The organism is Granulicatella seriolae (assembly GCF_024543085.1).
GTDB lineage: Bacteria > Bacillota > Bacilli > Lactobacillales > Aerococcaceae > Granulicatella > Granulicatella seriolae.
Window position 1 is genome coordinate 20896 of record NZ_JANHNZ010000008.1, and the last position, 21903, is coordinate 42798.

The window sequence follows — 21903 nt, forward strand, 5'->3', positions numbered from 1 at the left end:
AAGAGAAAAGCTACAAAAATCTGTAATAACATAAAAACTTTCTAAATCATAAAAGAGTTCCCCAGAAATCTATCCGAAATGAGAACGGTGGCACGGCCGAAAGCCTTGGTCTTTGGCCTTAGCTGTCTACGTGGCTGTAATCGGCTGAAGCCGAAACAGTCACTGTGCGTCAGCTATGCTGAAACACCGTTCTGTACGGATAGATTTCTGGGGAACTCTTTTATTTGGTCACTATTTGGACCTGAATTGCTTGGTAGAAAGAGAGTTGATAAAGAATTAGTTTTTACTAATATCTTTTGCTTTCATTTTAGCAAGTTCTTTATCCAATTTTTTCTTTCTACTTTGTTTTCCACTTTCATAAGTTCCGATTAATGCTATTTCACCAATAAAAGGCATAAGGATATCTTTAAAATTGAATCCTAGTCTTCCGGTAAATAAAAAGAAGAATACGAATCCGGCAAATATTATTGGTAAGATAGCTCCTAAATATCTATTCCCTATTCTTCCGGAAAATTCTTGCCATGCTATTGCAGCTACAATAATAATTATGGTTAATACATTACTCATGGTTAGCCTCCTTATGCTTTTCTATTATCAACTTTCCAGTATCAAGTGATAGCTTATCTTCAATAACCATTTTCATGATACTGACTTCAAAAGAATCTGACATTTTATCAGTTAAATTTATCTGTTCTATTAATTTATCTAAACGGTTTCTAACTGTTGGATAACTAACATCATATTCTTTCGCTAATTGCTTTAATGAACCAGAAGCAAGAATAAAATTTTTAATAAATTCTTGTTCTTCTTTTTCTAAATTTATAAACCAATCCATGAACAAACCCCTTTCTTTAATATTATTTATTTAAGTTTAACATTATTAATATAAAAAGACAAGTTAAATAAACAATATATAAAACTATAGTAAAAAAGACTAGCTATCTATTTCACTGCTATTCTTTTTTATTAATTTTTTTAAAAGCTCGTTGTTGAAATGAGAAAGTTAAATAATTTTCATCACCAGTAGACAAAAAGAGTCTCCAGCACAGCCTTTAAAATTTTGCAGTCAATTACGTGCACAAACTGGGTAAAGTTGGGTATAATAGATAGGTGAGATTATCAGATTCATTTACCAGAAGACCTAAGACGGATTCACATGAGAAGGGAGTTAATCGAATGGCGTATCAAGCGCTCTATAGAACCTGGCGGCCGCAACGGTTTGACGATATCGCTGGGCAAGAGGCGGTGACCAGAACCTTAAAAAATGCCTTGAAAAATCATAAAACCAGCCATGCCTACCTGTTTACCGGGCCAAGAGGAACTGGCAAGACCAGTGCGGCTAAGATTATTGCCAAGGCCATCAATTGCCCAAATGCGGTTGACGGCGAACCGTGTAACGACTGCGACCTATGCCGTGCCATCACCAATGGAACGCTGGGTGATGTGATCGAAATCGATGCTGCCAGCAACAATGGTGTTGAAGAAATCCGAGATATCCGGGACAAAGCTCGTTATGCACCAACCCAAGCAAGCTACAAAGTTTATATCATTGATGAAGTCCACATGCTGTCCACCGGTGCCTTCAATGCCCTGCTCAAAACCCTTGAAGAACCGCCACAAAACGTGGTCTTTATCCTAGCCACCACCGAACCCCATAAGATTCCAGCCACCATCATTTCCAGAACACAACGCTTTGATTTCCGTCGCATCACCTCTGACGACATCAAAAACCACATGGCTCACATTCTGCAAGAAGAAGCCATCGACTACGACCCAGCAGCCCTTGATGTCATTGCCCGCTTTGCAAATGGCGGCATGCGAGATGCCTTGAGCCTGCTTGACCAAGTCATTTCGTTTGGAAATGGTGCAGTGACCTTTGAACAAGCCATCCAAGTTTCTGGAAGCCTGACCGATGAGATGAAAACCAACTTTCTACAAGAATTGTGGGCTGGACAAACCGAGTCGGCATTAGGACTATTTCATGATTTATTAGAATCTGGCAAGGAGCCAGGACGCTTTGTCGAAGAGATGATTGAGTTTTCCAGAGACATCCTAGTCGGCAAGCAGTCACAAGTATCGGTTGAGAATTGGACCATGATTCAAGTCAACCAAAACCTAGTTGATTTCGTGGACAAGGTGCCCAACACCTACCTCTACCAACTGATCGAAGCCTTCAACCAAACCCAACAAGAGATGCGCTTCACCACCAAACCCAGTATCAACCTAGAAGTCTTCATCGTCAAAATGAGCCAAGTGCAAGTGACGCCAATAGCCACGAGTGTCAGCGACCAAGGCCAAGTAGAAGAACTACAAAAACAGATGAAAGCCCTAGAAAACCAACTAGCCCAACTCAAACAAAACGGCATCCCGGCAAATGGTGCTGAGACCCAGACAAGTGCTCCCGCTAAAAAAGTAAGCACCACAAAAAGTGACTACAAACCAAACCTGAGCCTCATCTACAAAGTCTTGAACCACGCCACCAAACAAGACCTGCAAGCCATCAGAGAAGTTTGGCCAGACTTACTGGACAGCCTATCCGTGACACAAAAAGCCATCCTAAAAGCATCCGAACCAGTCGCCGCCAGCAAAGACGGATTCGTGCTCAAATTTGACTACGAAATCCTCTGCCAACGAGCGGACGGAAACACTGAATTGATAGAAGCGGTTAAAAACTACTGCCAAAAAACCATCAATTACACCGGAGAATACGTCAGCGTTCAAAGCCAAGAATGGCCACTCATCCGTAAAGAATATATCCTAGAAAAACGAAAACTAAAAGACGAAGAATCCGTCTCAGGCGCCACCGAAGACCCAGAAAACCAAGACCTACGATTAGACCTAGACAAAGCAGAACCCCAAGAAGAGCACGAAATAGACAACCTAATCGAAGACCAAATCATAGAAGAAGAACAAACCGAAGTAGATAAACTAGCTGAAAAAACAAAAGCCGACTTTGGGAATATAGTAGAAATCAGAGCGTGAGGGCGACTGCCCAGCTATGACAGGATTTTAGGAAATTTTTACGGAAGCCTTGAAGAGGCTGTAGAAAAATTTATCTAAATCCCGAAAAGCTAGGAGCCCGAACGCGTTTCAATCAGAGCGTGAGTAGCGCTTAGAGCTGTAGAAATTTAGGGAATTCAAAGCTTGAGTCTATAAAGTGAAGAAAGTTGAAGAAAAAGCAATTCCACGGTATAATTAAGTAAAATTTTAAGTAACCAAGGAGTGTTTTTTATGGAAAATATTATGCCTGTATCGGATATGCGATACTATAATCAAAAATTGAGTGATGTCAGTGTTGGTTCCCAAGTTATCTTAACTCGTAATGGAAAGGCTGCTTATGCGGTTGTAGATATTGAGGAATGGCGAAAGACACAAGCGACATTAAGATTGTTTGAAGAGCTTCAGAAAGGCTATCAGTCTTTACGAAATGAAGAACCTGTTTCTCGTGAAGAGTTTAAAACTAATTTAGGTATTTGATGATGGGTTATACTGTGAATGTTGCACGCCAAGTACTTAGAGATGTTGAAGAAGCTGTTTTCTATAAGCGAGAGTTAGGTATGTATCTTGAAAATATTGAAAAGTTTGTCATTCATTTGGATACGTTAATCTATGAAAAGTTGGAAGAAAGTCCGTTGACTGGAACAAGTTTATCCTATCGTTTAGATGTCAGCACAAACATTCGGTACCTACTGGAAGATGACTATATTTTATTTTATGCTATCCAAAATGATGAAAAAAAGGTAGATGTTTTACGCTTGTTACCAGCTAAATCGAATTGGATGAACACCATTCAAAAATATTTGTAGATTTTTAATTACCACTGTCAAGTGAGTACAATCAGATTTATCTGAAGACTCAACCACTTAACACAAGCACACCATTTAAAATCACAAGGAGGTACCCACATGAGAGGTATGGGAAATATGCAAGGCATGATGAAACAAATGCAAAAAATGCAAAAAATGCAAAAACAAATGCAAGAGGCACAAGAAAGCTTGAACCAACAAGAATTCACAGGTGTCTCCCAAAGCGACATGGTCAAAGTAACCATGACTGGTGAGCGCAAAGTGACCGCTATTGAGATTAAACCAGAGGCTGTTGACCCAGAAGATGTTGAGTTACTGCAAGACCTAGTCATGATGGCAGTAAACAATGCCCTTGAAACTGTAGCACAAGCCAATGACAGCACCATGGGCCAATTTACCAAAGGATTGAATATCCCTGGTTTCTAGAAACGAGTCACAGAATGGAAGTGAGACCTGATGCAGTATCCTGAACCAATCGCCAAACTGATGGATTCCTACATGAAATTACCCGGTATAGGCGCTAAAACAGCAGCTCGCCTAGCTTTTTTTAGCATGGATATGCGTGAGGAAGATGTGGTGAATTTTGCCAATGCCTTAATCAGTTGCAAGCGTGACCTGCGTATGTGCTCCATTTGTGGGAATGTGACGCAAGAAGACCCTTGTGAAATCTGCCAAGACGCTAGTCGTGACAAGTCGACGGTTTTGGTGGTGGAGGATTCTAGGGATGTTATGTCCTTGGAGCGGATGCGGGAGTATCATGGGCAATACCACGTTCTGCACGGTGTTTTGTCGCCAATGGAAGGCACTGGGCCTGATGATATCAACGTAGCATCGCTGATTAAACGCCTGCAAGACCCAACCATCGAAGAAGTCATCATCGCAACCAACGCCACAGCTGAAGGCGAAGCGACCGCCATGTACCTATCCCGCCTGATTAAACCAGCCGGCATCAAGGTCACCCGCCTAGCCCACGGACTATCAGTCGGCAGCGACATCGAATACGCCGATGAAATGACCCTCTTCCGCGCCATAGAAGGCAGACGAGAACTGTAAAGCGATAAAGACATAGAGCTCTGATGAGAGTTTTATGTCTTTTTTTGTGGAAAATGGTGCTTATCATTAAAGGTTAGTTAAACTTTGAAAAAATCTCTCAAGGAGTGATTTATTTCTGTGACTAGTTTTTTCCCCCAACAAGCGATATACTGATAGAAACAGAGTAGGAAGGAGGCTCCTATGGTCAATATTGTCAACGATATGAGCCTGATAGGCCAACAAATGTTAGATGGAGTGGTGACCAGTTACCCTCATCTGGCTCAGATGGATAAAACAGGTATTATTTATCAAAAGCACCAAGATGACCAGATTATTCCCATTATTTCTGGAGGAGGTAGTGGTCACGAGCCAGCCCACTTCGGTTTTGTCGGTCGTGGTATGTTAACGGCGGCTGTAAGTGGTCCGATTTTTGTCCCGCCTAAAGCCAAGCACATCTTTCAGGCCATTCAAACAGTCAACCGTGGTAAAGGTGTTTTCCTAATTATCAAGAATTTTGAAGCTGATTTAAAAGAGTTCCACCAAGCTATTCAAGAAGCCAACCAAGCCGGAATATCAACCAAATATGTTATCTCCCACGATGATATTTCAGTTGATACCTACAATTTTCACATGCGACACAGAGGCGTTGCTGGCACTATTTTGCTGCATAAGATTTTGGGTCAGGCAGCTGTGCAAGGAGCGAGCCTAGACCAACTAGAGGACTTGGCGCTAGAACTCAGCGTCCATATCCATACCCTAGCCGTCGCCACCCGTCCAGCCACCATCCCAGGTCAAGACACGCCACTATTCCAACTAGGACCGCAAGAAATCTCATTTGGCATCGGCATCCACGGTGAACCCGGCTATCGAACCGTCAACTTCGTCTCATCCGAACGACTGGCAAACGAATTAGTCAACAAACTAAAGATGAAATTCCGCTGGCAAGACGGGGATGAGTATATCGTGCTCATCAACAACCTGGGCGCCACGCCACTCATGGAGCAGCTCATCTTCACAAATGATGTCATGCGCCTGCTGGAACTGGAAGGCATCAAAGTAAACTTCTTGAAAACCGGAAAATACATGACCAGCCTAGACATGGCGGGACTCTCACTGACCATGTGTCCTATCAAAAACCAACTATGGCTAGACTACCTACAAGCCCCAACCCAAGCGTTTGCTTGGTAAATGCAAGTCCCTGAACTTGGGAAAAGTCTATAAACAATAAAAGCTATTCCTAAATCAAAAATAGGTTCCCGAAAGGTATCCACAATGAGAACGGTAGTACCGTTTCGATTTCAGATATATTTTTGGGAACTATTTTATTTTGTCATAATATTTATGCTTGCCCAATCTCTACTCCTAGTACATCGTGGAGCTCAGCCTCTTTTTTCTCAAGATTCGTATAATTTTTTAGTTTTGTTGCTGATATAATAGGATTATCGGTTGAATTATGAGAAAAGGCATCTTATTTGGGCATTTTACTGGGAGTAGAAGTCGTCTAGTCCCAGTAATTTACTAGATCTGGAGTGTTTTTCTAATAATTCATACTATTTGTTAGATTTATTACTAGTATAACAGGATTATCAGTTGAATTATGAGAAAAGGCATCTTATTTGGGCATTTTACTGGGAGTAGAAGTCGTCTACTCCCAGTAATTTACTAGATTTGGAGTTCTTTTCTAATAATTGGTACTATTTGTTAGATTTATTACTAGTATAATAGGATTATCGGTTGAATTATGAGAAAAGGCATCTTATTTGGGCATTTTACTGGGAGTAGAAGTTGTCTAGTCCCAGTAATCTAACAGATTTAGAGTATGTTTCTCATAATTCCTCATTATCGAATCTTTTAAGATCTTCACTTGGTCAAGATGAAACGAATTTTGAGAAAACTTTGCTCATTCAAGACTTTGGAAGTGGGCAAACAGCCTATCTTGCAAGAAAACAAAAGAGCCCTAGAAGTTTTATCAGAAATAGTGGCGCTACCGTTCTCATTTCTGATAAAACTTCTAGGAACTTTTTTATGCAGATGTATTTGCTAGAGATTCTTACCCAAACACAAAGAAGCACCCTCGAAGTTAGGTAAGACCTAACCTCAAGGGTGACGCAATGTTTAAAATCTAGAAACCTAGTTAGAACTTGACGCTTCACTGGAAGAGCTAGCTGCTTCACTAGATGATGCTGCACCAGCATCAGCAGGCAAGAATTCAGCAAGCGCATCTTTCAAGTCTTCATCGTTAATCTTGATGTTTGCTTCTTGGATCAATTTACCAACGATAGAATGGATGTAAGCTGAGTCTTTTAATTTTTCATTCAGCATTTCTTCTTCCATAGTTGCGCGGACTTTATCTAAAGCTTCTTTAGCAGGTTTGTCGGTCAACTTGATGATGTGGAAACCATAATCAGTTTGGACAGGCTCCTTGGTATAGTCACCAACATTGGCAAGGGCATAGGCTGCATCAGAGAAAGGTGCTACCATCTCGTTATGAGAGAATGGTCCGATGGTTCCGCCACTTTCTTTTGAGCCGGTATCGTCAGAGTTTTCTTTGGCCAAAGTCGCAAAATCAGCGCCACCATTCAGTTGGCCGATTAAATCGACAGCTTTTTGTTTAGCTGCTGCGATGGCTGTAGGGTCGTCTGTTGCTTTGCTAGCGATTAAAATATGTTGCACGGTAATTTTTGGTTGCCAAGCATCGTAGTGAGCTTGAACTTCTGCATCTGTGAAGGTTGTTGCCTTTTTAACAGCTGCGTTAATCAACTTGTTCAAGTAAACTGTTTCTTTATACATATCAATAGAAGAAAAACCACTTTGTTTAAGAATTGAGGTTAGGCCTTCTTCGCCGCCGTATTGCGTCATTTGTGTGGCAACTTCTGCATCAGCTTCTTTTTTCAAGGTATCTTTTTGGTCGCCAGCATCTTTTTCAAGAACTTGAATCATGACCAAACGTTGCAAGGTAGCTGAACCAGCTTGGGATTTTAGAGCAGTATATAATTGATCCTTGGTGATGGTACCTGCATCTGATGTCAAGACTGTATCAGGAGAGCTAGTACCTGTTCCGTTTGAGCAAGCAACCAATACCACAGAGGATAGTAGGGCTAGGGCTCCTACGAAAGATTTCTTCATATTGTACACATCCTTCAATAATTTATCTAACAGTCAACAATATACCACATAATCAAGGCAAAACAAAGGTTAGAGCAAAAATACTACAAAAAAGTCAAACAATCTTCATGAATCAGCGGACCTTGGGCAAAAAATCTGAAATAAAACAAGGAGCTTTCTACAGCATAAAAGAGTTCCCCAGAAATCTATCCGAAATCAGAACGGGGCACCGTCGAAAACCTTGGTTTCACTGGCTTAGCTGTTTAGGTGGTTGTAAATCGGCTCAAGCCAAAACAACTACTATACGTCAGCTATGCTTCTGCACCGTGATGTCGGATAACTGTTCTGCAAACTCTTTTGTGTTTTAAAATCATGCACTCAGTTGGGACAAGAAAATTGAAAAAACAGCCTATTATTGGTAAAATAGCTTAATTATGGAATAAGGGATTCTGCCCAAATCCAAGACCACCAAAAACCAAAAAAAGGAGTGAAACAGATGATAAAACAACTATTGCCATACTTTTCTAAGTATAAGCGATACCCCTTTCTAGCCTTCTTCACCATCATGATTGAAGTTTTATGTGAAGTTGCGCAACCTGTCATCATGCTAGAAATTATTGACAAGGGAATCCCCAATAAAGACGTGGGCTTCATTGCCCAACAAGGCCTCATCATGGTGGGCATTTCGCTAGTATCCCTAGCTGCCGGGGTAGCCGGTGCCAAGTTTGCGGCCATTGCCGGAACAGGTGTAGCTACCGAACTCCGCTATGCCGAAATGGAAAAGATTCAACAATTCTCCTTCCAAAACATTGATCATTTTTCTAACGCGTCATTGATTACGCGGATGACTAGTGACATCACCAATGTTCAAAACACAGCTATTATGACCATGAGAATTTTGGCTCGGGCGCCAATGATGATGATTTTTGCGGTATTCTTTGCGTTTAGAATTAACGCACAAATTTCCTTAACCTTTATGGTTGCTATACCGATTCTTGCCTTAGCACTAGCCCTTATTATCACCACTGCATTTCCACGTTTCCACAAGATGCAAGAAGCGACCGACCGCATCAACCGTACCCTGCAAGAGAACTTTATCGGGGTTCGCGTGGTCAAATCCTTCGTTCGTGAAGATTATGAGCGCCAAAAGTTCGCCAAGGAAAACCGCAACTTTAGAGAACGTGCCCTCAACGCCATGTATGTTATCATCCTCAACAACCCAATGATGCAGTTAACCATCTACTCGGTAACCATCGCTGTTATGTGGTTTGGTGGGAACTTAGTCATCGGTGGCGGCATGACAACCGGTGAGTTAATCAGTTTCCTATCCTATATTACTCAAATTCTTATGTCCCTCATGATGATTTCCTTCGTTTTCATCATGCTAACCATGACCAAAGCCTCTATGGAACGGATTTTTGAAGTCATGGACACTAAAACCGACATCACCGAACCAATCTCCCCAACACCACTAACCGTAGCAAATGGAGATGTGCGCTTTGAAAACGTCCATTTCTCATATGGAAAAGACCAAACAGAAGAAGTGCTCAGAGACATCAACTTCAGCATCGACTCTGGACAGGTGCTAGGAATTATTGGGCCAACCGGGTCAGGGAAAACCTCGCTCGTTCAGCTGATTCCACGACTCTATGACACGACAAAAGGTGCCGTTTTAGTGGGTGACCGCAATGTAAAAGACTACACCTTTAAAGAATTACGCCACAATGTATCCATGGTACTACAAAAAAATACCCTCTTCTCAGGAACCATCCGTGAAAACCTCCTATGGGGAAATGAAGATGCCACTGACGAAGAACTAATTCAAGCCGCAAAATATGCCCAAGCCTATGATTTCATCATGGAATTGCCAGATGGCTTGGACAGCAAGATTGAACAAGGTGGTGGCAACTTCTCTGGTGGACAAAAACAACGTCTATGTATTGCCAGGGCCATGGTCCGCAATCCAAAAGTTCTCATCTTAGACGACTCCACTTCAGCCGTGGATACCACAACGGACTCACGAATCCGCGAAGCCTTCTTCAATCACATGCCAGAAACAACGGTTATCATTATCGCCCAACGGATTTCTTCTATCCAAGGTGCAGACAAGATTTTGGTCTTGGATGATGGCCGCATCGATGGTATCGGAACTCACGAAACCCTTATTGAAAGCAATGCACTCTATCAAGAAATTCACCAAACGCAAATGGAAGGAGCGGAAGAATAATGAGAAGACCAACAAATTACACCCGCCGCCCCCAAAATATGCGCCAAACCCTATCTGATTTGATGGGCTACCTATGGAAGAGCAAATGGAGCCTTTTCGTTGTCGTTATCGCCCTAATCATCTCTTCAGCTGCCGGAATTGCCGGAACCTACTTTATCCGTCCTTTAATCAATGATTTTATTGAAACCAAGGATATAGCTGGTTTGGGCCGTATGCTGATGGTGATTGCCTTAATTTATATTTTAGGAACTATCGCTTCTTATCTGGCCTCTCGCATTATGATTACCGTAGGCCAAAAGACCATCGAAGTCATGCGTAAGGATTTGTTTGACCACATTCAAGACCTACCTGTTCGCTTCTTTGACACCAATACGCACGGGGACCTTATGTCTCGCTTTACCAACGATTTTGATAGCATTCAAAACGCCTTCAACAACAGCTTTTCTATGATTATCACGTCAACCTTGCAGTTGGTCTTGACCTTTGTCATGATGGTTATCCTTTCCCCAATCTTGACCGTTATCCTGATTATCATGGTGGCCATAATGACCTATATCGTTAAAGTCATCGGTGGTAAATCGGCAGCCTTCTTTTCCAAACAACAAAAGAGCCTAGGACAAGTCAATGCCTATGTCGAAGAACATATCGAAGGGCAAAAAGTCGTTAAAGTCTTTAACCATGAAGAGCGTGTGCTCAAAGAATTTGGCGAATTGAATGATGATTTAAAAGAAACTGCCAACAATGCACAGTTTTTCTCCAACATCATGTTCCCAATCTTAGGCAACATTTCTTATGTTAACTATGCCTTAACCGCAGCAGCAGGGGGCTACTTAGTCGTCTTAGGCAGCATGGACGTAGGGGCCTTAGCCTCATTCCTACAATACTCCAGAACCTTTGGACAACCCTTAGCGCAAATGTCGCAACAAACCAACGTCCTTCTAGCCGCTATGGCAGGGGCTGAGCGGATTTTTGCTATCCTTAAAGAGCCTAAAGAGATTGACGAAGGAACCGTTGTCCTTGACCAAAGTGACCCAGAGCATTGGGTTTGGGTGGACGGTGACAGCCGCATTCCAGTTATCGGTAATATCCAGCTGAAACATGTAGACTTCGGCTATGTACCTGATGTGCCAATCCTAAAAGACATTAACGTCTGGGCAGAACCTGGTCTAAAAGTGGCCTTCGTTGGAGCAACCGGTGCCGGAAAAACAACCATCACCAACCTAATCAACCGCTTCTACGAAATCAACGACGGGGTCATCACCTTTGACGAAATTCCAATTACTCGCATCAAAAAAGATGACCTACGCAAAACCATTTCTATTGTGCTACAAGATACGCATCTCTTTACTGGGACAATTGCCGATAATATTCGCTATGGCCGACTAGACGCCAGTGATGACTCCGTGATTCAAGCAGCCAAATTGGCCAATGCACACAGTTTCATCAAGCGACTACCTCATGGCTACCAAACGGAGATTACCGGTGACGGAGATGGCTTGTCACAAGGACAGCGCCAGCTCTTGGCTATTGCCCGTGCTGCTGTTGCTAATCCAAAAGTGCTTATCTTGGATGAAGCCACCAGCTCTATCGATAGCCATACCGAGCTACTGATTAGCCGAGGCATGGACCAGTTGATGCAGGGACGGACCTCATTTGTTATTGCCCACCGCCTATCGACTATTCGTAACTCGGACGTGATTATGGTGATGGACCACGGCGAGATTATCGAACGTGGCGACCACGAATCACTGATGGAGAAAAAAGGCATCTACTACAAACTCTATACCGGTCAAATCGAACTCGACTAGACCAAATGAGATCCATCAAGCCAGTGAGCTTGGTGGATTTTCTTTAGAAATCGTAAAGCTGCCCCAAGAAAGATAAAAATATGCTATACTAGCCAAGAAAGCTTCAGAAATCAAAATAAAGGAATGACGAGTAACTTATGATTACACTAAAATCAAGCCGAGAAATTGAGGCTATGGAAGAATCCGGTGCTATCCTAGCAGGGATTCACCAAGAATTAAGAGACTTTATCAAACCAGGTGTCACCACTTGGGAAATCGATCAATTTGTTCATAAAAAAATTCTAGCTGCCGGAGCAAGTGCTCCACAAATCGGCTACGAAGGCTATAAATACGCTACTTGTACCAGCATCAATAACGAAATCTGTCACGGATTTCCACGCAAACAGCCTCTTAAATCAGGAGACTTGGTCAAGGTGGATTTCTGTGTGGACCTGAAAGGTGCCTTATCAGATTCCTGCTGGTCTTATATTGTAGGAGAATCCACTCCTGAATTGGATCATTTGTATGAAGTGACTAAAAAGGCTTTATACTTGGGAATCCAACAAGCACAAGTGGGTAACCGGATTGGGGACATTGGGCATGCTATCCAGACCTATGTGGAAGCTCAAGGCTTGTCCGTTGTGCGCGACTTTATCGGCCACGGCATTGGCCCAACGATTCACGAAAGCCCATCCGTACCTCACTACGGCCAAGCTGGTAAGGGGCTCCGTTTGAAAGAAGGCATGGTCATCACCATCGAGCCTATGGTAAACACAGGTACATGGAAATCTGAGATGGAAAGCAACGGCTGGACAGCTCATACCCTTGATGGCGGATTAAGTTGTCAATTTGAACATAGTTTAGCTATTACCAAAGATGGTCCACGCATTTTGACCTTGCAGGCGGACCATCAAGAAGATGTGTTAGCATAAAAATTGTAGCAAAAAGATAGGAGTGGTAAATGTGTCAATATTAGTAACAGGTGGAGCAGGGTATATCGGGAGTCATACCAGTATTGAACTAATTAAGGCAGGGTTAGATGTGGTGATAGTGGATGACTTTTCTAACAGCTCACCAGAAGTTTTGAACCGGATCGCTAAGATTACCGGAGTTCAGGTGCCATTTTATGCAGGCTCTGTTTTGGACAAGGATTTCTTGAACAAGGTCTTTAGCCAAAACGACATTCAGTCGGTTATCCATTTTGCGGCCTTTAAAGCAGTGGGTGAATCGGTTGAAAAACCCTTGGAGTACTATAAGAACAATATTTCTGGCACTATTGCACTGCTGGAAGTTATGACGGCTCACAAGGTTAAGGACATCGTCTTCAGTTCTAGTGCCACCGTTTACGGTATGAACAACCCGGTGCCATTTACCGAGGAGATGCCAACTTCAGCCACCAATCCTTACGGCTACACCAAAGTCATGCTGGAGCAAATCCTTAACGATGTGGCCTACGCTGATCCTGAGTGGTCGGTCACCAACCTGCGTTATTTCAACCCAATCGGTGCCCACGAATCCGGTCTCATCGGTGAAGCGCCAAATGGCATCCCTAACAACCTCATGCCTTACATTACGCAAGTGGCTGTGGGTAAGCTGCCGGAACTAAGTGTCTTCGGCGACGACTATGATACCCCAGACGGCACCGGTGTTCGGGATTACATCCACGTGGTCGACCTAGCCAAAGGGCATGTGCTGGCTGTCAACTATAATCAAGCACACAAAGGGTCTAAAGTCTTCAACCTAGGCACCGGGATTGGCTACAGCGTCCTAGACCTCGTCAAAACCTTTTCAAGAGAAAATGGCGTTGAGATACCCTATGCCATCCGCCCACGCAGAGCCGGCGACATCGCATCATGCTACGCCAATGCTGAAAAAGCCGCAACTGAACTAGGCTGGACTGCTGAAAAAAATCTAGCCGATATGGTCCGCGACTCATGGAAATGGCAAAAAACCAATCCGAATGGGTATGAGAATAAATAGTTAAAATAAATTGATGAAAGCCACACAAGGAGCTTAGTGCTTACTTGTGTGGCTTTTTTGGTGAGAAACCGAGGATGGTAAGAGTAAAACCCATTTCGAAATTATAAAAAAGTTTTGCGAGAATCTTATCAGAAATAAGAACGGTGGTTCCTTATAAACAAGGTGAGTCAAGGTCTCACTGGCTTAACTGTCTACGTGGCTGTAATCGGCGAAAGCACCAAATATCCACTGTACGCCAGCTATGCTCTACACCGCTATTTCTGATAATATTTTCGCAAAACTCTTTTGTTGTAATAGGGATTTTTTGTTTAGTTTCATAAAGGGGCTTAAATTGAGAAGGGTTTGAGATAAATGTTTTCAATTATGAGAAAAAAGCTTTAAAACAATCCTTTAACGAGGAATAAAAGCAGTTTATTCCTCGTTAGAGAGCCAAAACAGGTCCTTTTTCTCATAACCCCCCCAAATTTAGTCGAATCAAAAGCAAAAGAGCTCAAAAAATGAAGAATTATGAGAAAAGAGCTCAAAAACAAGTCCCTAACGAGGAATAAAAGTAGTTTATTCCTCGTTGGGGAGCCAAAACAGGTTATTTTTCTCATAATCCCCCCAAGTTTAGTCGAATCAAGAGCAAAAGAGCTCAGAAAATGAAAAATTATGAGAAAAGAGCTCAAAAAGAAGTCCCTAACGAGGAATAAAAGCAGTTTATTCCTCGTTGGAGAGCCAAAACAGGTTATTTTTCTCATAATCCCCCCAAATTTAGTCGAATCAAGAGCAAAAGAGCTCAAAAAATGAAGAATTATGAGAAAAGAGCTCAAAAACAAGTATCTAACGAGGAATAAAAGCAGTTTATTCCTCGTTAGAGAGCTTAAACAGCTCTATTTTCTCATAATCGACCAATCCCAACCACCGCCCCCAATACAAAAAGCCCACTCAAAAACTCACTCCTGCATTTTCTCCAAGTCCTCCAACTCCCAGCCTAGGTCATCGGCGACTGATTTTAGTGCTTCATGGCGGATTTTTTCTGACAAGGTCGAAAACAATTCCTCAATGCCATCGACCACTGATTCCTCATCATTAACAGGCTGTCGAAAGGTACGCCCCAGAGAATGTGGACTTGTCTCAATCGTCATGGCCAACCAAGTTTTCATAAGCTCCGCCAGCATTGATTTCAAGGCCATAATATTTTTAAGATAGGTAAAGTAAGGCGTCGCACCGCGCTTGTTGCCCTCGTAAGTCACAGTCAGCTGATGAGGGTAGTGCAGCAACAACTGATTGTGACTATAGTCATACTGCAGCAAATGGTGGTAGGCAAACCAATGATGATGCCGCCTATGTGAGGTAGAAGACTTGGGAAAGAAGAGCAATTGTCCAATGCCATAAGGGGAGCGGTAATGCCTGCCAAGATAATGCTGATAAGTGGTGGAGACTATCTGACGTGGCAACCCCATCTGCTTTTCGAACCGGCTAAGTATGGTGCTAGTTGTTTCTTTGCTCTTAAAGATCTGACCACTCGCAACAAAAATCAAGCTAGAGAACTGACTTCCTAGACCATGAATAGAGATCAAAGCAAGCGTCTGCCTATCCATCAAATACCGCTCACACTCACTCGACCTAGCCAATAGCGCCTCAACATCCAGCCGATCAATATCAATATTCAGTGGGCAAACAGAAGATTGACTCTCTTCAACGCTTAAGTATTCAAACGACTTATCAGATAAGTCTAATTTTTTCTTTTTTCGGACTACGTTCACTAAATAACCTCATTTCCTTTTAAAAATATGTAGTAAAAACGATAATGCGATAACTACTACCCTTATTAAATCCCATAATAGAAATTTTGTCTAGAGGAAAATGATAAAAAAGTAACAAATCAACTCTAAGTATAATAATTAGACAGATTTCGCATAAAAACAAGTAATTTTTACATAAAAAATGACCATTTTCCAACTTTGAAAAAACCATTTGCAGCTATTAAACTAACAAATGAGCAAGGCCTTGTATCTTTTCGGACAGCGCAACCGAGAAGGAAAAGAAGATGCAAGATTGGAAAAACCTATCAGAAGAGACCACAAACAAACTATTAGAGCAGTACGAGCCCTTAATTCACCACACCTTAAAAACCATGAACCTAACCAGCTACCACACTGACTATCAGGATCTCTTACAAAATGGGCGAATCCTTTTAATAGAAGCCTACCTGACCAGTAAGGAAGACGCCTTTGAAGAACCAAGCCGTTACCGCTTCGCCAACTATGCCAAAAAATCCATACGTTGGATGTGCCTAGACCATTTCCGCAAAACCAACAAAATCTCGCAAAAAGAAGTCATAACCGGCGACCAAGTACTCGTAGATACTCAAGACCTACAACACGAGCACGACTACCAAAGCCTAGAATATAAGGAGCTACTAGACAAGATACAAAGAAAACTCAGCCCACATGAATGGCAAGTCTTTCTAGCCCTATTAGATGAAGAAAAGAGCCGCAAACAAATCGCAGCGGACTTGCAAATAGATCGCAAACGCCTCTACCGCCAACGAAAAAGAATCCAAGAAAAAATAAAAGTTTTTTTCTAAACAGTGGGACACATGAGGAAGTTCTGACGTTCTTATAGGTGTAGACGTCGACAACTACAAAAACACTTGAGGAGGAAACACCATGTCAACATCATTTGAAAAAGCAAGCATCGAACTTTACCACTTAGATGCAGAAACTGAAAAGATTAAAAAGTATAAATCACTAGGAAATCTAGTGGACCAAGTACCAGCTGATTCCGTTAAGGCTATCGTTGAAGGGATGAATGCCCTGACCAACCAAACTGCCAGCCACGCTATCGTGGTCAATCGCCAACGCCACACGCTGGACAACTAATAGACCATAAAAACTAGGAGGAAACATCATGCCAAAAACAGCCCAATTCTTATTCAAATCAAGCCAAGGAAAAACAAAAATCCTAAACATCGCTAACCCAAAAGAAGGCCTAGACGAAGAGACAGCCCGCCAAGCCATGGAAAAAATCGCCGCAACAAAAGCCTTCCAAGTAGATGACGTAGAAATCTACCAAACACCATACGCCGCTAAATACGTAGAACGTTCTGAAGAACAAATCTTTACAACAAAGAAATAGTGCTTTCCAACAGGTAAGGGCTAGGGCTTATCTAATCACTAGCCCCTTACTAAAAATGACAATCATGAAACGACATCAAAAATTTCTGACTGCTTACAAACATTTGAGTTGCAAGAGACTCTAGCGACTCAAATGTTTAAGCACAACACCTAACCAATCTGCTATTACCAATAAAGAAAGGCCTAGCCCATGACCTACACCATTGAACAATCTCTACTTCCCATCTTTCAACAACCCCTACCAGCCCCAAAATTCATCATCGCCCACGAATCAGGCAATTCCAACAATGTTGGACCCAAGGCCTTGGACAATGAAGTAGCCTACATGAAACGCATGGCAGCAAGCACCGGAGTCTATGTATCGCACTGGGTAGGCGGCGGTGGACGCATTATCCAGATTGCCAAAACCGGACACATCCAACACGGAGCAGGGCGCTTTGCCAATCCCTATAGCTATGCCCAAGTAGAACTAGCCCGCACCAATCAAGCAACCCAATTCCAAAAAGACTACCGAGCCTACATCTGGCTGTTAAGAAAACTAGCAAATGAAGCCAAAATCCCCTTAACCCTCAATAGTGGCGCCAGTATCTACTCCCCCGGCATTAAGACCCATAGCTGGGTTTCCAAATACCTAGGAGGCACTTATCATGCAGACCCAGACGCCTACCTAGCTTCATTTGGTATTAGTATGCAGCAGTTTGCCCGCGATTTGGAACGTGGCTTGGAAGTAGGCCCACCATCTATAACCCCAAACCCAAAGCCCCACTGCGCAACCTGCACCTGCCAATTCACCAAGCAGAATAAAGCCAAGGTGCACGTCGTCGTAAAAGGCGATACCCTGTGGAGCATCGCTAAACGTTACCAAACAACCGTCACCCAACTAAAATATAAGAATAAAATAGAAGGAAACCTCATCAAACCAGGTCAAGTATTGGACTTGTCCCTATAGCTATCATAAAACACCGAAAGTATCTTGTTGCATTTGTAACAAGGTGCTTTTTTTAGTATAATAAAGTGATTATGATCAGTTCACTAACCAAACAGAGCTACAAGTAGAAAAAAATTAAGGAAGTTTAAATTTTTGCAGAATTAACAAGTCTTAAAGCGAATACATTTAAAGAATAGCTTGAAATACTACTGGTTTTTAGTACAATTGAATATATTAGATGAATTCTGTTTTAATGCTATTTAAGGTAATGATTAAAAAAAGATAGAAACATATTGACTAAGTAGGAGGAGAAAAATGTCTCAAATCAGCAGAGTAAATGCTAAGAGAAAGAAGAAAAGGGGTTGTTTATTCCGACTTTTGATCATGTTTTGTATTATTTCTATGGGAGTTGTAGTTTTTTTTTGGAAAGTTTATAGCGATTTAGGAGATACAACCAAAAAGATATATAAATCAATAGAAACAGAGCAAGTGAGGACAGAAGTGGTAAATGTACAAACTAAAAAACCTTTATCAATTCTATTTTTAGGAGTGGATACGGGAGATTTAGGGCGAACAGAGCAAGGACGTTCTGATGCTATGATGGTTTTAACAATTAACCCCAATAAAAATAAATCAACTTTAGTCAGTATCCCTAGAGATACTAGAAGTGAGATTATAGGTAATGGAACGGTTGATAAGATTAATCACGCCTATGCTTTCGGTGGGGTAGCTATGTCAGTTAATACTGTGCAGAATCTACTCAATATACCAATTGACTATTATGTGGAAGTTAATATGCAGGGTCTAAGAGAGATTATAGCTGCTTTAGGATCTGTTGAAGTCGTACCTAATAATACATTTACTCAAGATGGGTACTCTTTTACACAAGGGATTTCGACTCAACTAGATTATAATTCAGTTTTACCATTTGTAAGGAACCGTTACTCTGACTCAGATTATGGACGTCAAGAACGTCATCGTCTAGTTATTCAAGCCATCCTTAATAAAGTAGCTAGTTTGGAGAGTATTATGAAATATAGTGAAATTTTAGCTAGCTTACAAAATAATATGCAGACCAATCTGACATTCCAAGATATTCAAGGATTATTTTTTGATTATCGTAGTTCATTGGGTAATCTTCAACAAATACAATTGAAGGGTGAAGGCACCACCATTGATGGAATCTATTATAATATTCCAGATGAAAATCAATATTTAGAAGTCACTAAACAATTAAGAAGTGAATTAGAACTCTGATAGTAGAAAGATGTAAGTTATAATAATGCATTCTAAATGTTACTTAAATAGCTAAATGTCAGATATTTATTAATCATAACGGTATAGCGAATACATCACCATAAAGAGGCTAGTTACAAAATAAAGTGTGATGGTTGTGGATACCGTTATGTTTTTACAGAAATAATAAAGAAGTTTTGTGCAATAATAAAGAATTATTAGAACTGGATTTTTTATGTATATAAAAAGAAAAATAAAGGTGATGGAGAATTTGTCTAGAAATTTAAAAAGAATTATTTTGATAGTTGCTGATATATCAAGTATTGCAATAGGTGGATGGGTTGCCATAGTGTTTTTATCAAGATATGTTGAAATTAGCCGAGGAAATTACTTAATATTATTAATTTTAGCCTCTATAATGTATGTCTTTATTGCCTATTATCTTAAAATATTCTCAGTGATTAATCGGTTTACAGATTATAAAGTTTATGCAAAAGTGGGGGTTGCTCTGTTTATTAGCTTCTTTACCACTTATATTTTTTCTGTATTTTTTATAAGCCGCTATAGCAACCGATTTATTTTACTTAGTTTTATTTTTACTGTGGGATTAAGCATTGGATTAAGACTTTTATGGAGAATTTATCATGAATATAGTATTCGTGGTAATAAAAATCTGATTAAACAAAAAAAGAGAACGCTTGTGGTTGGTGCAGGACAAGGTGGAACGTTATTTATTAGAATGGTTGAAAAAAACCCCCAAGATATTTGTATTATAGGATTAGTAGATAAAGATCCATTTAAAACCAATACATATATAGATGGAAAAAAAGTAATTGGGACAGAAGAAGATATTCCAACTCTAGTCAAAAAGCATGAAATCGATCAAGTCACTATTGCTATCCCGTCTTTACGGCCACAAGACTACGAACGCATCATTGATTTGTGTAACCAAGTTAACGTAAAAGTTACTATTATGCCTAGTTATGAAGAAGTCTTACAAGGGAAATTATCTGTAAGTAGACTTAGAGAGATAGAAATTGCCGATTTATTAGGCAGAGTTGAAGTCGTTTTAAACCAAGATAGTATGGTATCTAATCTAAAAGGCAAAACAGTTTTAGTGACAGGGGCTGGAGGTTCTATAGGTTCTGAACTTTGTCGTCAATTAATCAAATTCCAACCAAAAGAAATTATTCTTTTAGGTCATGGAGAAAACTCTATCTATCTCATTCATAAAGAACTAACCCTCCTTTACGGCAATCAAATCAAAATTATCCCTGTTATAGCTGATATCCAAGATAGAGAACGTATCTTCTCGATTATCAAAGAATATAGACCGGACCGTGTTTACCATGCGGCAGCGCACAAGCATGTTCCGCTTATGGAAGAAAATCCTTATGAAGCTGTTAAAAATAATATTTTGGGAACAAGAAATATTGCGGAAGCTTCTAAAGAATATGGCGTGGAAAAATTCGTCATGGTCTCCACTGATAAAGCTGTAAACCCACCAAATGTCATGGGGGCAACCAAACGTGTCGCGGAAATGATTGTGACGGGTTTGAACGAAGAAGGGAAAACTAAGTTCTCTGCTGTTCGTTTTGGAAATGTTTTAGGGAGCCGTGGGAGTGTAGTTCCTCTATTTAAAGAGCAAATCGCCAAAGGTGGGCCTGTTACAGTTACAGATTTTAGAATGACACGGTACTTTATGACTATTCCCGAGGCTAGCCGTTTAATTATTCAGGCGGGAGCTCTAATGCAAGGTGGGGAAGTCTTCGTTTTAGATATGGGAGAACCAGTCAAGATTGTTGATTTGGCCAAAAAAGTTATCATGTTGAGTGGATTTTCCGAGGATGAAATCGCCATTGTTGAAAGTGGAATTCGCCCTGGTGAAAAGCTTTATGAAGAATTGTTAACCAACGACGAGCGAAAAGAAGACCAAATCTATGAAAAAATATTTGTTGGTAAGGTAAGACAAATACCTAGAGAAACAGTTGATTCCTTTATAGATAGTTTGTCTGCATATGACAAGCTCACTTTGAAAAATAAATTAATAGAATTTGCTAAGGAATAGGGTGAAGAGCATGTATCAGTATATAAAAAGGATGATTGATATCTTCATGTCGTTTGTAGCGATTATTATATTTAGTCCACTTATGTTACTCACTGCGATTGTGATTAAACTAGATTCAAAAGGACCAGTTTTGTTTAAACAAAAGCGGGTTGGAAAAGATAAAACTCATTTTCAGATTTACAAATTTAGAACCATGTATCAAGATACACCAGGTGATGTACCCACACACCAACTTCAAGGAGCTAAATCCACGATAACTCGTGTCGGAGGTTTTTTAAGGAAATCTAGTCTAGATGAATTACCGCAACTTTTTAATATTTTGAAGGGTGACATGTCAGTCATTGGTCCACGTCCAGCTTTGTGGAATCAATATGATTTAATTGAAGAAAGAGATAAGTATGGTGCTAATGATATTAGACCGGGATTAACTGGATGGGCACAAATTAACGGTAGAGATGAGCTAGAGATACCTGTTAAAGCAAAACTAGATGGATATTATAAACAACAGATGAATTTCTTTTTTGATGTCAAATGTTTTTTTGGAACAATAGTTTCAATAATGAAAGCAGATGGCGTAAAGGAAGGAAGTAATCAAAAATAGTTTTTGTATAA

Annotated in this window: 21 protein-coding genes; 17 read left to right on the forward strand and 4 right to left on the reverse strand. The window is 40.9% G+C overall.

Annotated elements, in window-relative coordinates:
* Positions 1-276: 276 nt before the first annotated feature.
* Positions 277-567, reverse strand: a complete 291-nt coding sequence (locus NPA36_RS07790; RefSeq protein WP_256945561.1) for a hypothetical protein — start codon at positions 565-567, stop codon at positions 277-279.
* Positions 560-835 (reverse strand): DUF2089 domain-containing protein, encoded by a 276-nt coding sequence (locus NPA36_RS07795; protein ID WP_256945562.1) that lies wholly within the window; start codon positions 833-835, stop codon positions 560-562. Before NPA36_RS07795 ends, NPA36_RS07790 begins: the two co-directional genes overlap by 8 nt.
* A gap of 341 nt (positions 836-1176) precedes the next feature.
* Between NPA36_RS07795 and dnaX the strand changes: the two genes are divergently transcribed.
* The 6 genes from dnaX (at position 1177) to dhaQ (ending at position 6026) form a co-directional block, all read left to right on the forward strand.
* On the forward strand, positions 1177-2982 hold the full coding sequence (gene dnaX, locus NPA36_RS07800) for a DNA polymerase III subunit gamma/tau (RefSeq protein ID WP_256945563.1): 1806 nt from the start codon (positions 1177-1179) through the stop codon (positions 2980-2982).
* Between the two features lie 249 nt (positions 2983-3231).
* Complete coding sequence (locus NPA36_RS07805; RefSeq protein ID WP_256945564.1) at positions 3232-3477, forward strand: type II toxin-antitoxin system Phd/YefM family antitoxin; 246 nt, start codon at positions 3232-3234, stop codon at positions 3475-3477.
* A gap of 14 nt (positions 3478-3491) precedes the next feature.
* Entirely contained in the window at positions 3492-3806 is a 315-nt protein-coding gene (locus tag NPA36_RS07810) for a type II toxin-antitoxin system RelE/ParE family toxin (RefSeq protein WP_256945565.1), read from the forward strand.
* A 99-nt stretch (positions 3807-3905) separates the two neighbouring features.
* The gene (locus NPA36_RS07815) at positions 3906-4232 is read left to right on the forward strand and encodes a YbaB/EbfC family nucleoid-associated protein (protein ID WP_256945566.1); all 327 of its coding nucleotides are present in this window, start codon (positions 3906-3908) and stop codon (positions 4230-4232) included.
* A 30-nt stretch (positions 4233-4262) separates the two neighbouring features.
* Complete coding sequence (gene recR / locus NPA36_RS07820; RefSeq protein WP_256945567.1) at positions 4263-4859, forward strand: recombination mediator RecR; 597 nt, start codon at positions 4263-4265, stop codon at positions 4857-4859.
* A 180-nt stretch (positions 4860-5039) separates the two neighbouring features.
* The gene (dhaQ, locus tag NPA36_RS07825) at positions 5040-6026 is read left to right on the forward strand and encodes a DhaKLM operon coactivator DhaQ (protein ID WP_256945568.1); all 987 of its coding nucleotides are present in this window, start codon (positions 5040-5042) and stop codon (positions 6024-6026) included.
* A gap of 942 nt (positions 6027-6968) precedes the next feature.
* Here dhaQ and NPA36_RS07830 read toward each other — a convergent pair.
* The gene (locus NPA36_RS07830; protein ID WP_256945569.1) at positions 6969-7964 is read right to left on the reverse strand and encodes a peptidylprolyl isomerase; all 996 of its coding nucleotides are present in this window, start codon (positions 7962-7964) and stop codon (positions 6969-6971) included.
* A 475-nt stretch (positions 7965-8439) separates the two neighbouring features.
* Between NPA36_RS07830 and NPA36_RS07835 the strand changes: the two genes are divergently transcribed.
* The 4 genes from NPA36_RS07835 (at position 8440) to galE (ending at position 13937) form a co-directional block, all read left to right on the forward strand.
* On the forward strand, positions 8440-10170 hold the full coding sequence (locus NPA36_RS07835; RefSeq protein WP_256945570.1) for an ABC transporter ATP-binding protein: 1731 nt from the start codon (positions 8440-8442) through the stop codon (positions 10168-10170).
* Entirely contained in the window at positions 10170-11978 is a 1809-nt protein-coding gene (locus tag NPA36_RS07840) for an ABC transporter ATP-binding protein (protein WP_256945571.1), read from the forward strand. The genes NPA36_RS07835 and NPA36_RS07840 overlap by 1 nt, the downstream gene beginning before the upstream one ends.
* Positions 11979-12115: 137 nt before the next feature.
* Positions 12116-12889: a type I methionyl aminopeptidase gene (gene map / locus NPA36_RS07845; RefSeq protein WP_256945572.1), complete on the forward strand. Its 774-nt coding sequence runs from the start codon at positions 12116-12118 to the stop codon at positions 12887-12889.
* 31 nt (positions 12890-12920) lie between these two features.
* A complete protein-coding gene (gene galE, locus NPA36_RS07850; RefSeq protein WP_256945621.1) occupies positions 12921-13937 on the forward strand; it encodes a UDP-glucose 4-epimerase GalE in 1017 nt (338 codons plus the stop codon).
* A gap of 935 nt (positions 13938-14872) precedes the next feature.
* On the opposite strand, the gene NPA36_RS07855 is transcribed toward galE, so the two are convergent.
* Positions 14873-15685, reverse strand: a complete 813-nt coding sequence (locus NPA36_RS07855) for a hypothetical protein (RefSeq protein WP_256945573.1) — start codon at positions 15683-15685, stop codon at positions 14873-14875.
* Positions 15686-15969: 284 nt separating this feature from the next.
* Between NPA36_RS07855 and NPA36_RS07860 the strand changes: the two genes are divergently transcribed.
* The 7 genes from NPA36_RS07860 to NPA36_RS07890 all read left to right on the forward strand — a co-directional run bounded on the left by NPA36_RS07860 (position 15970) and on the right by NPA36_RS07890 (position 21892).
* Positions 15970-16509 (forward strand): sigma-70 family RNA polymerase sigma factor, encoded by a 540-nt coding sequence (locus NPA36_RS07860; RefSeq protein ID WP_256945574.1) that lies wholly within the window; start codon positions 15970-15972, stop codon positions 16507-16509.
* 82 nt (positions 16510-16591) lie between these two features.
* On the forward strand, positions 16592-16804 hold the full coding sequence (locus NPA36_RS07865) for a hypothetical protein (RefSeq protein ID WP_256945575.1): 213 nt from the start codon (positions 16592-16594) through the stop codon (positions 16802-16804).
* 28 nt (positions 16805-16832) lie between these two features.
* The gene (locus NPA36_RS07870) at positions 16833-17060 is read left to right on the forward strand and encodes a DUF2922 domain-containing protein (RefSeq protein WP_256945576.1); all 228 of its coding nucleotides are present in this window, start codon (positions 16833-16835) and stop codon (positions 17058-17060) included.
* A gap of 189 nt (positions 17061-17249) precedes the next feature.
* Positions 17250-18008, forward strand: coding sequence for a LysM peptidoglycan-binding domain-containing protein (locus tag NPA36_RS07875; protein ID WP_256945577.1), 759 nt, complete (start codon positions 17250-17252; stop codon positions 18006-18008).
* 294 nt (positions 18009-18302) lie between these two features.
* Complete coding sequence (locus NPA36_RS07880; RefSeq protein WP_256945578.1) at positions 18303-19244, forward strand: LCP family glycopolymer transferase; 942 nt, start codon at positions 18303-18305, stop codon at positions 19242-19244.
* 250 nt (positions 19245-19494) lie between these two features.
* On the forward strand, positions 19495-21291 hold the full coding sequence (locus NPA36_RS07885) for a nucleoside-diphosphate sugar epimerase/dehydratase (protein WP_275978143.1): 1797 nt from the start codon (positions 19495-19497) through the stop codon (positions 21289-21291).
* Between the two features lie 10 nt (positions 21292-21301).
* Complete coding sequence (locus tag NPA36_RS07890) at positions 21302-21892, forward strand: sugar transferase (RefSeq protein ID WP_256945579.1); 591 nt, start codon at positions 21302-21304, stop codon at positions 21890-21892.
* Positions 21893-21903 lie beyond the last annotated feature (11 nt).

Excerpts from the sequence above, each read along its gene's own strand:
- NPA36_RS07835 (WP_256945570.1), top strand. The coding sequence starts at position 8,440 with ATGATAAAACAACTATTGCCATACTTTTCTAAGTATAAGCGATACCCC.
- NPA36_RS07790 (WP_256945561.1), bottom strand. The coding sequence starts at position 567 with ATGAGTAATGTATTAACCATAATTATTATTGTAGCTGCAATAGCATGG.
- NPA36_RS07865 (WP_256945575.1), top strand. The coding sequence starts at position 16,592 with ATGTCAACATCATTTGAAAAAGCAAGCATCGAACTTTACCACTTAGAT.
- dhaQ (WP_256945568.1), top strand. The coding sequence starts at position 5,040 with ATGGTCAATATTGTCAACGATATGAGCCTGATAGGCCAACAAATGTTA.
- NPA36_RS07840 (WP_256945571.1), top strand. The coding sequence starts at position 10,170 with ATGAGAAGACCAACAAATTACACCCGCCGCCCCCAAAATATGCGCCAA.
- NPA36_RS07830 (WP_256945569.1), bottom strand. The coding sequence starts at position 7,964 with ATGAAGAAATCTTTCGTAGGAGCCCTAGCCCTACTATCCTCTGTGGTA.
- NPA36_RS07890 (WP_256945579.1), top strand. The coding sequence starts at position 21,302 with ATGTATCAGTATATAAAAAGGATGATTGATATCTTCATGTCGTTTGTA.
- map (WP_256945572.1), top strand. The coding sequence starts at position 12,116 with ATGATTACACTAAAATCAAGCCGAGAAATTGAGGCTATGGAAGAATCC.
- NPA36_RS07870 (WP_256945576.1), top strand. The coding sequence starts at position 16,833 with ATGCCAAAAACAGCCCAATTCTTATTCAAATCAAGCCAAGGAAAAACA.
- NPA36_RS07795 (WP_256945562.1), bottom strand. The coding sequence starts at position 835 with ATGGATTGGTTTATAAATTTAGAAAAAGAAGAACAAGAATTTATTAAA.
- recR (WP_256945567.1), top strand. The coding sequence starts at position 4,263 with ATGCAGTATCCTGAACCAATCGCCAAACTGATGGATTCCTACATGAAA.
- NPA36_RS07880 (WP_256945578.1), top strand. The coding sequence starts at position 18,303 with ATGTCTCAAATCAGCAGAGTAAATGCTAAGAGAAAGAAGAAAAGGGGT.
- dnaX (WP_256945563.1), top strand. The coding sequence starts at position 1,177 with ATGGCGTATCAAGCGCTCTATAGAACCTGGCGGCCGCAACGGTTTGAC.
- NPA36_RS07860 (WP_256945574.1), top strand. The coding sequence starts at position 15,970 with ATGCAAGATTGGAAAAACCTATCAGAAGAGACCACAAACAAACTATTA.
- NPA36_RS07805 (WP_256945564.1), top strand. The coding sequence starts at position 3,232 with ATGGAAAATATTATGCCTGTATCGGATATGCGATACTATAATCAAAAA.
- NPA36_RS07875 (WP_256945577.1), top strand. The coding sequence starts at position 17,250 with ATGACCTACACCATTGAACAATCTCTACTTCCCATCTTTCAACAACCC.
- NPA36_RS07815 (WP_256945566.1), top strand. The coding sequence starts at position 3,906 with ATGAGAGGTATGGGAAATATGCAAGGCATGATGAAACAAATGCAAAAA.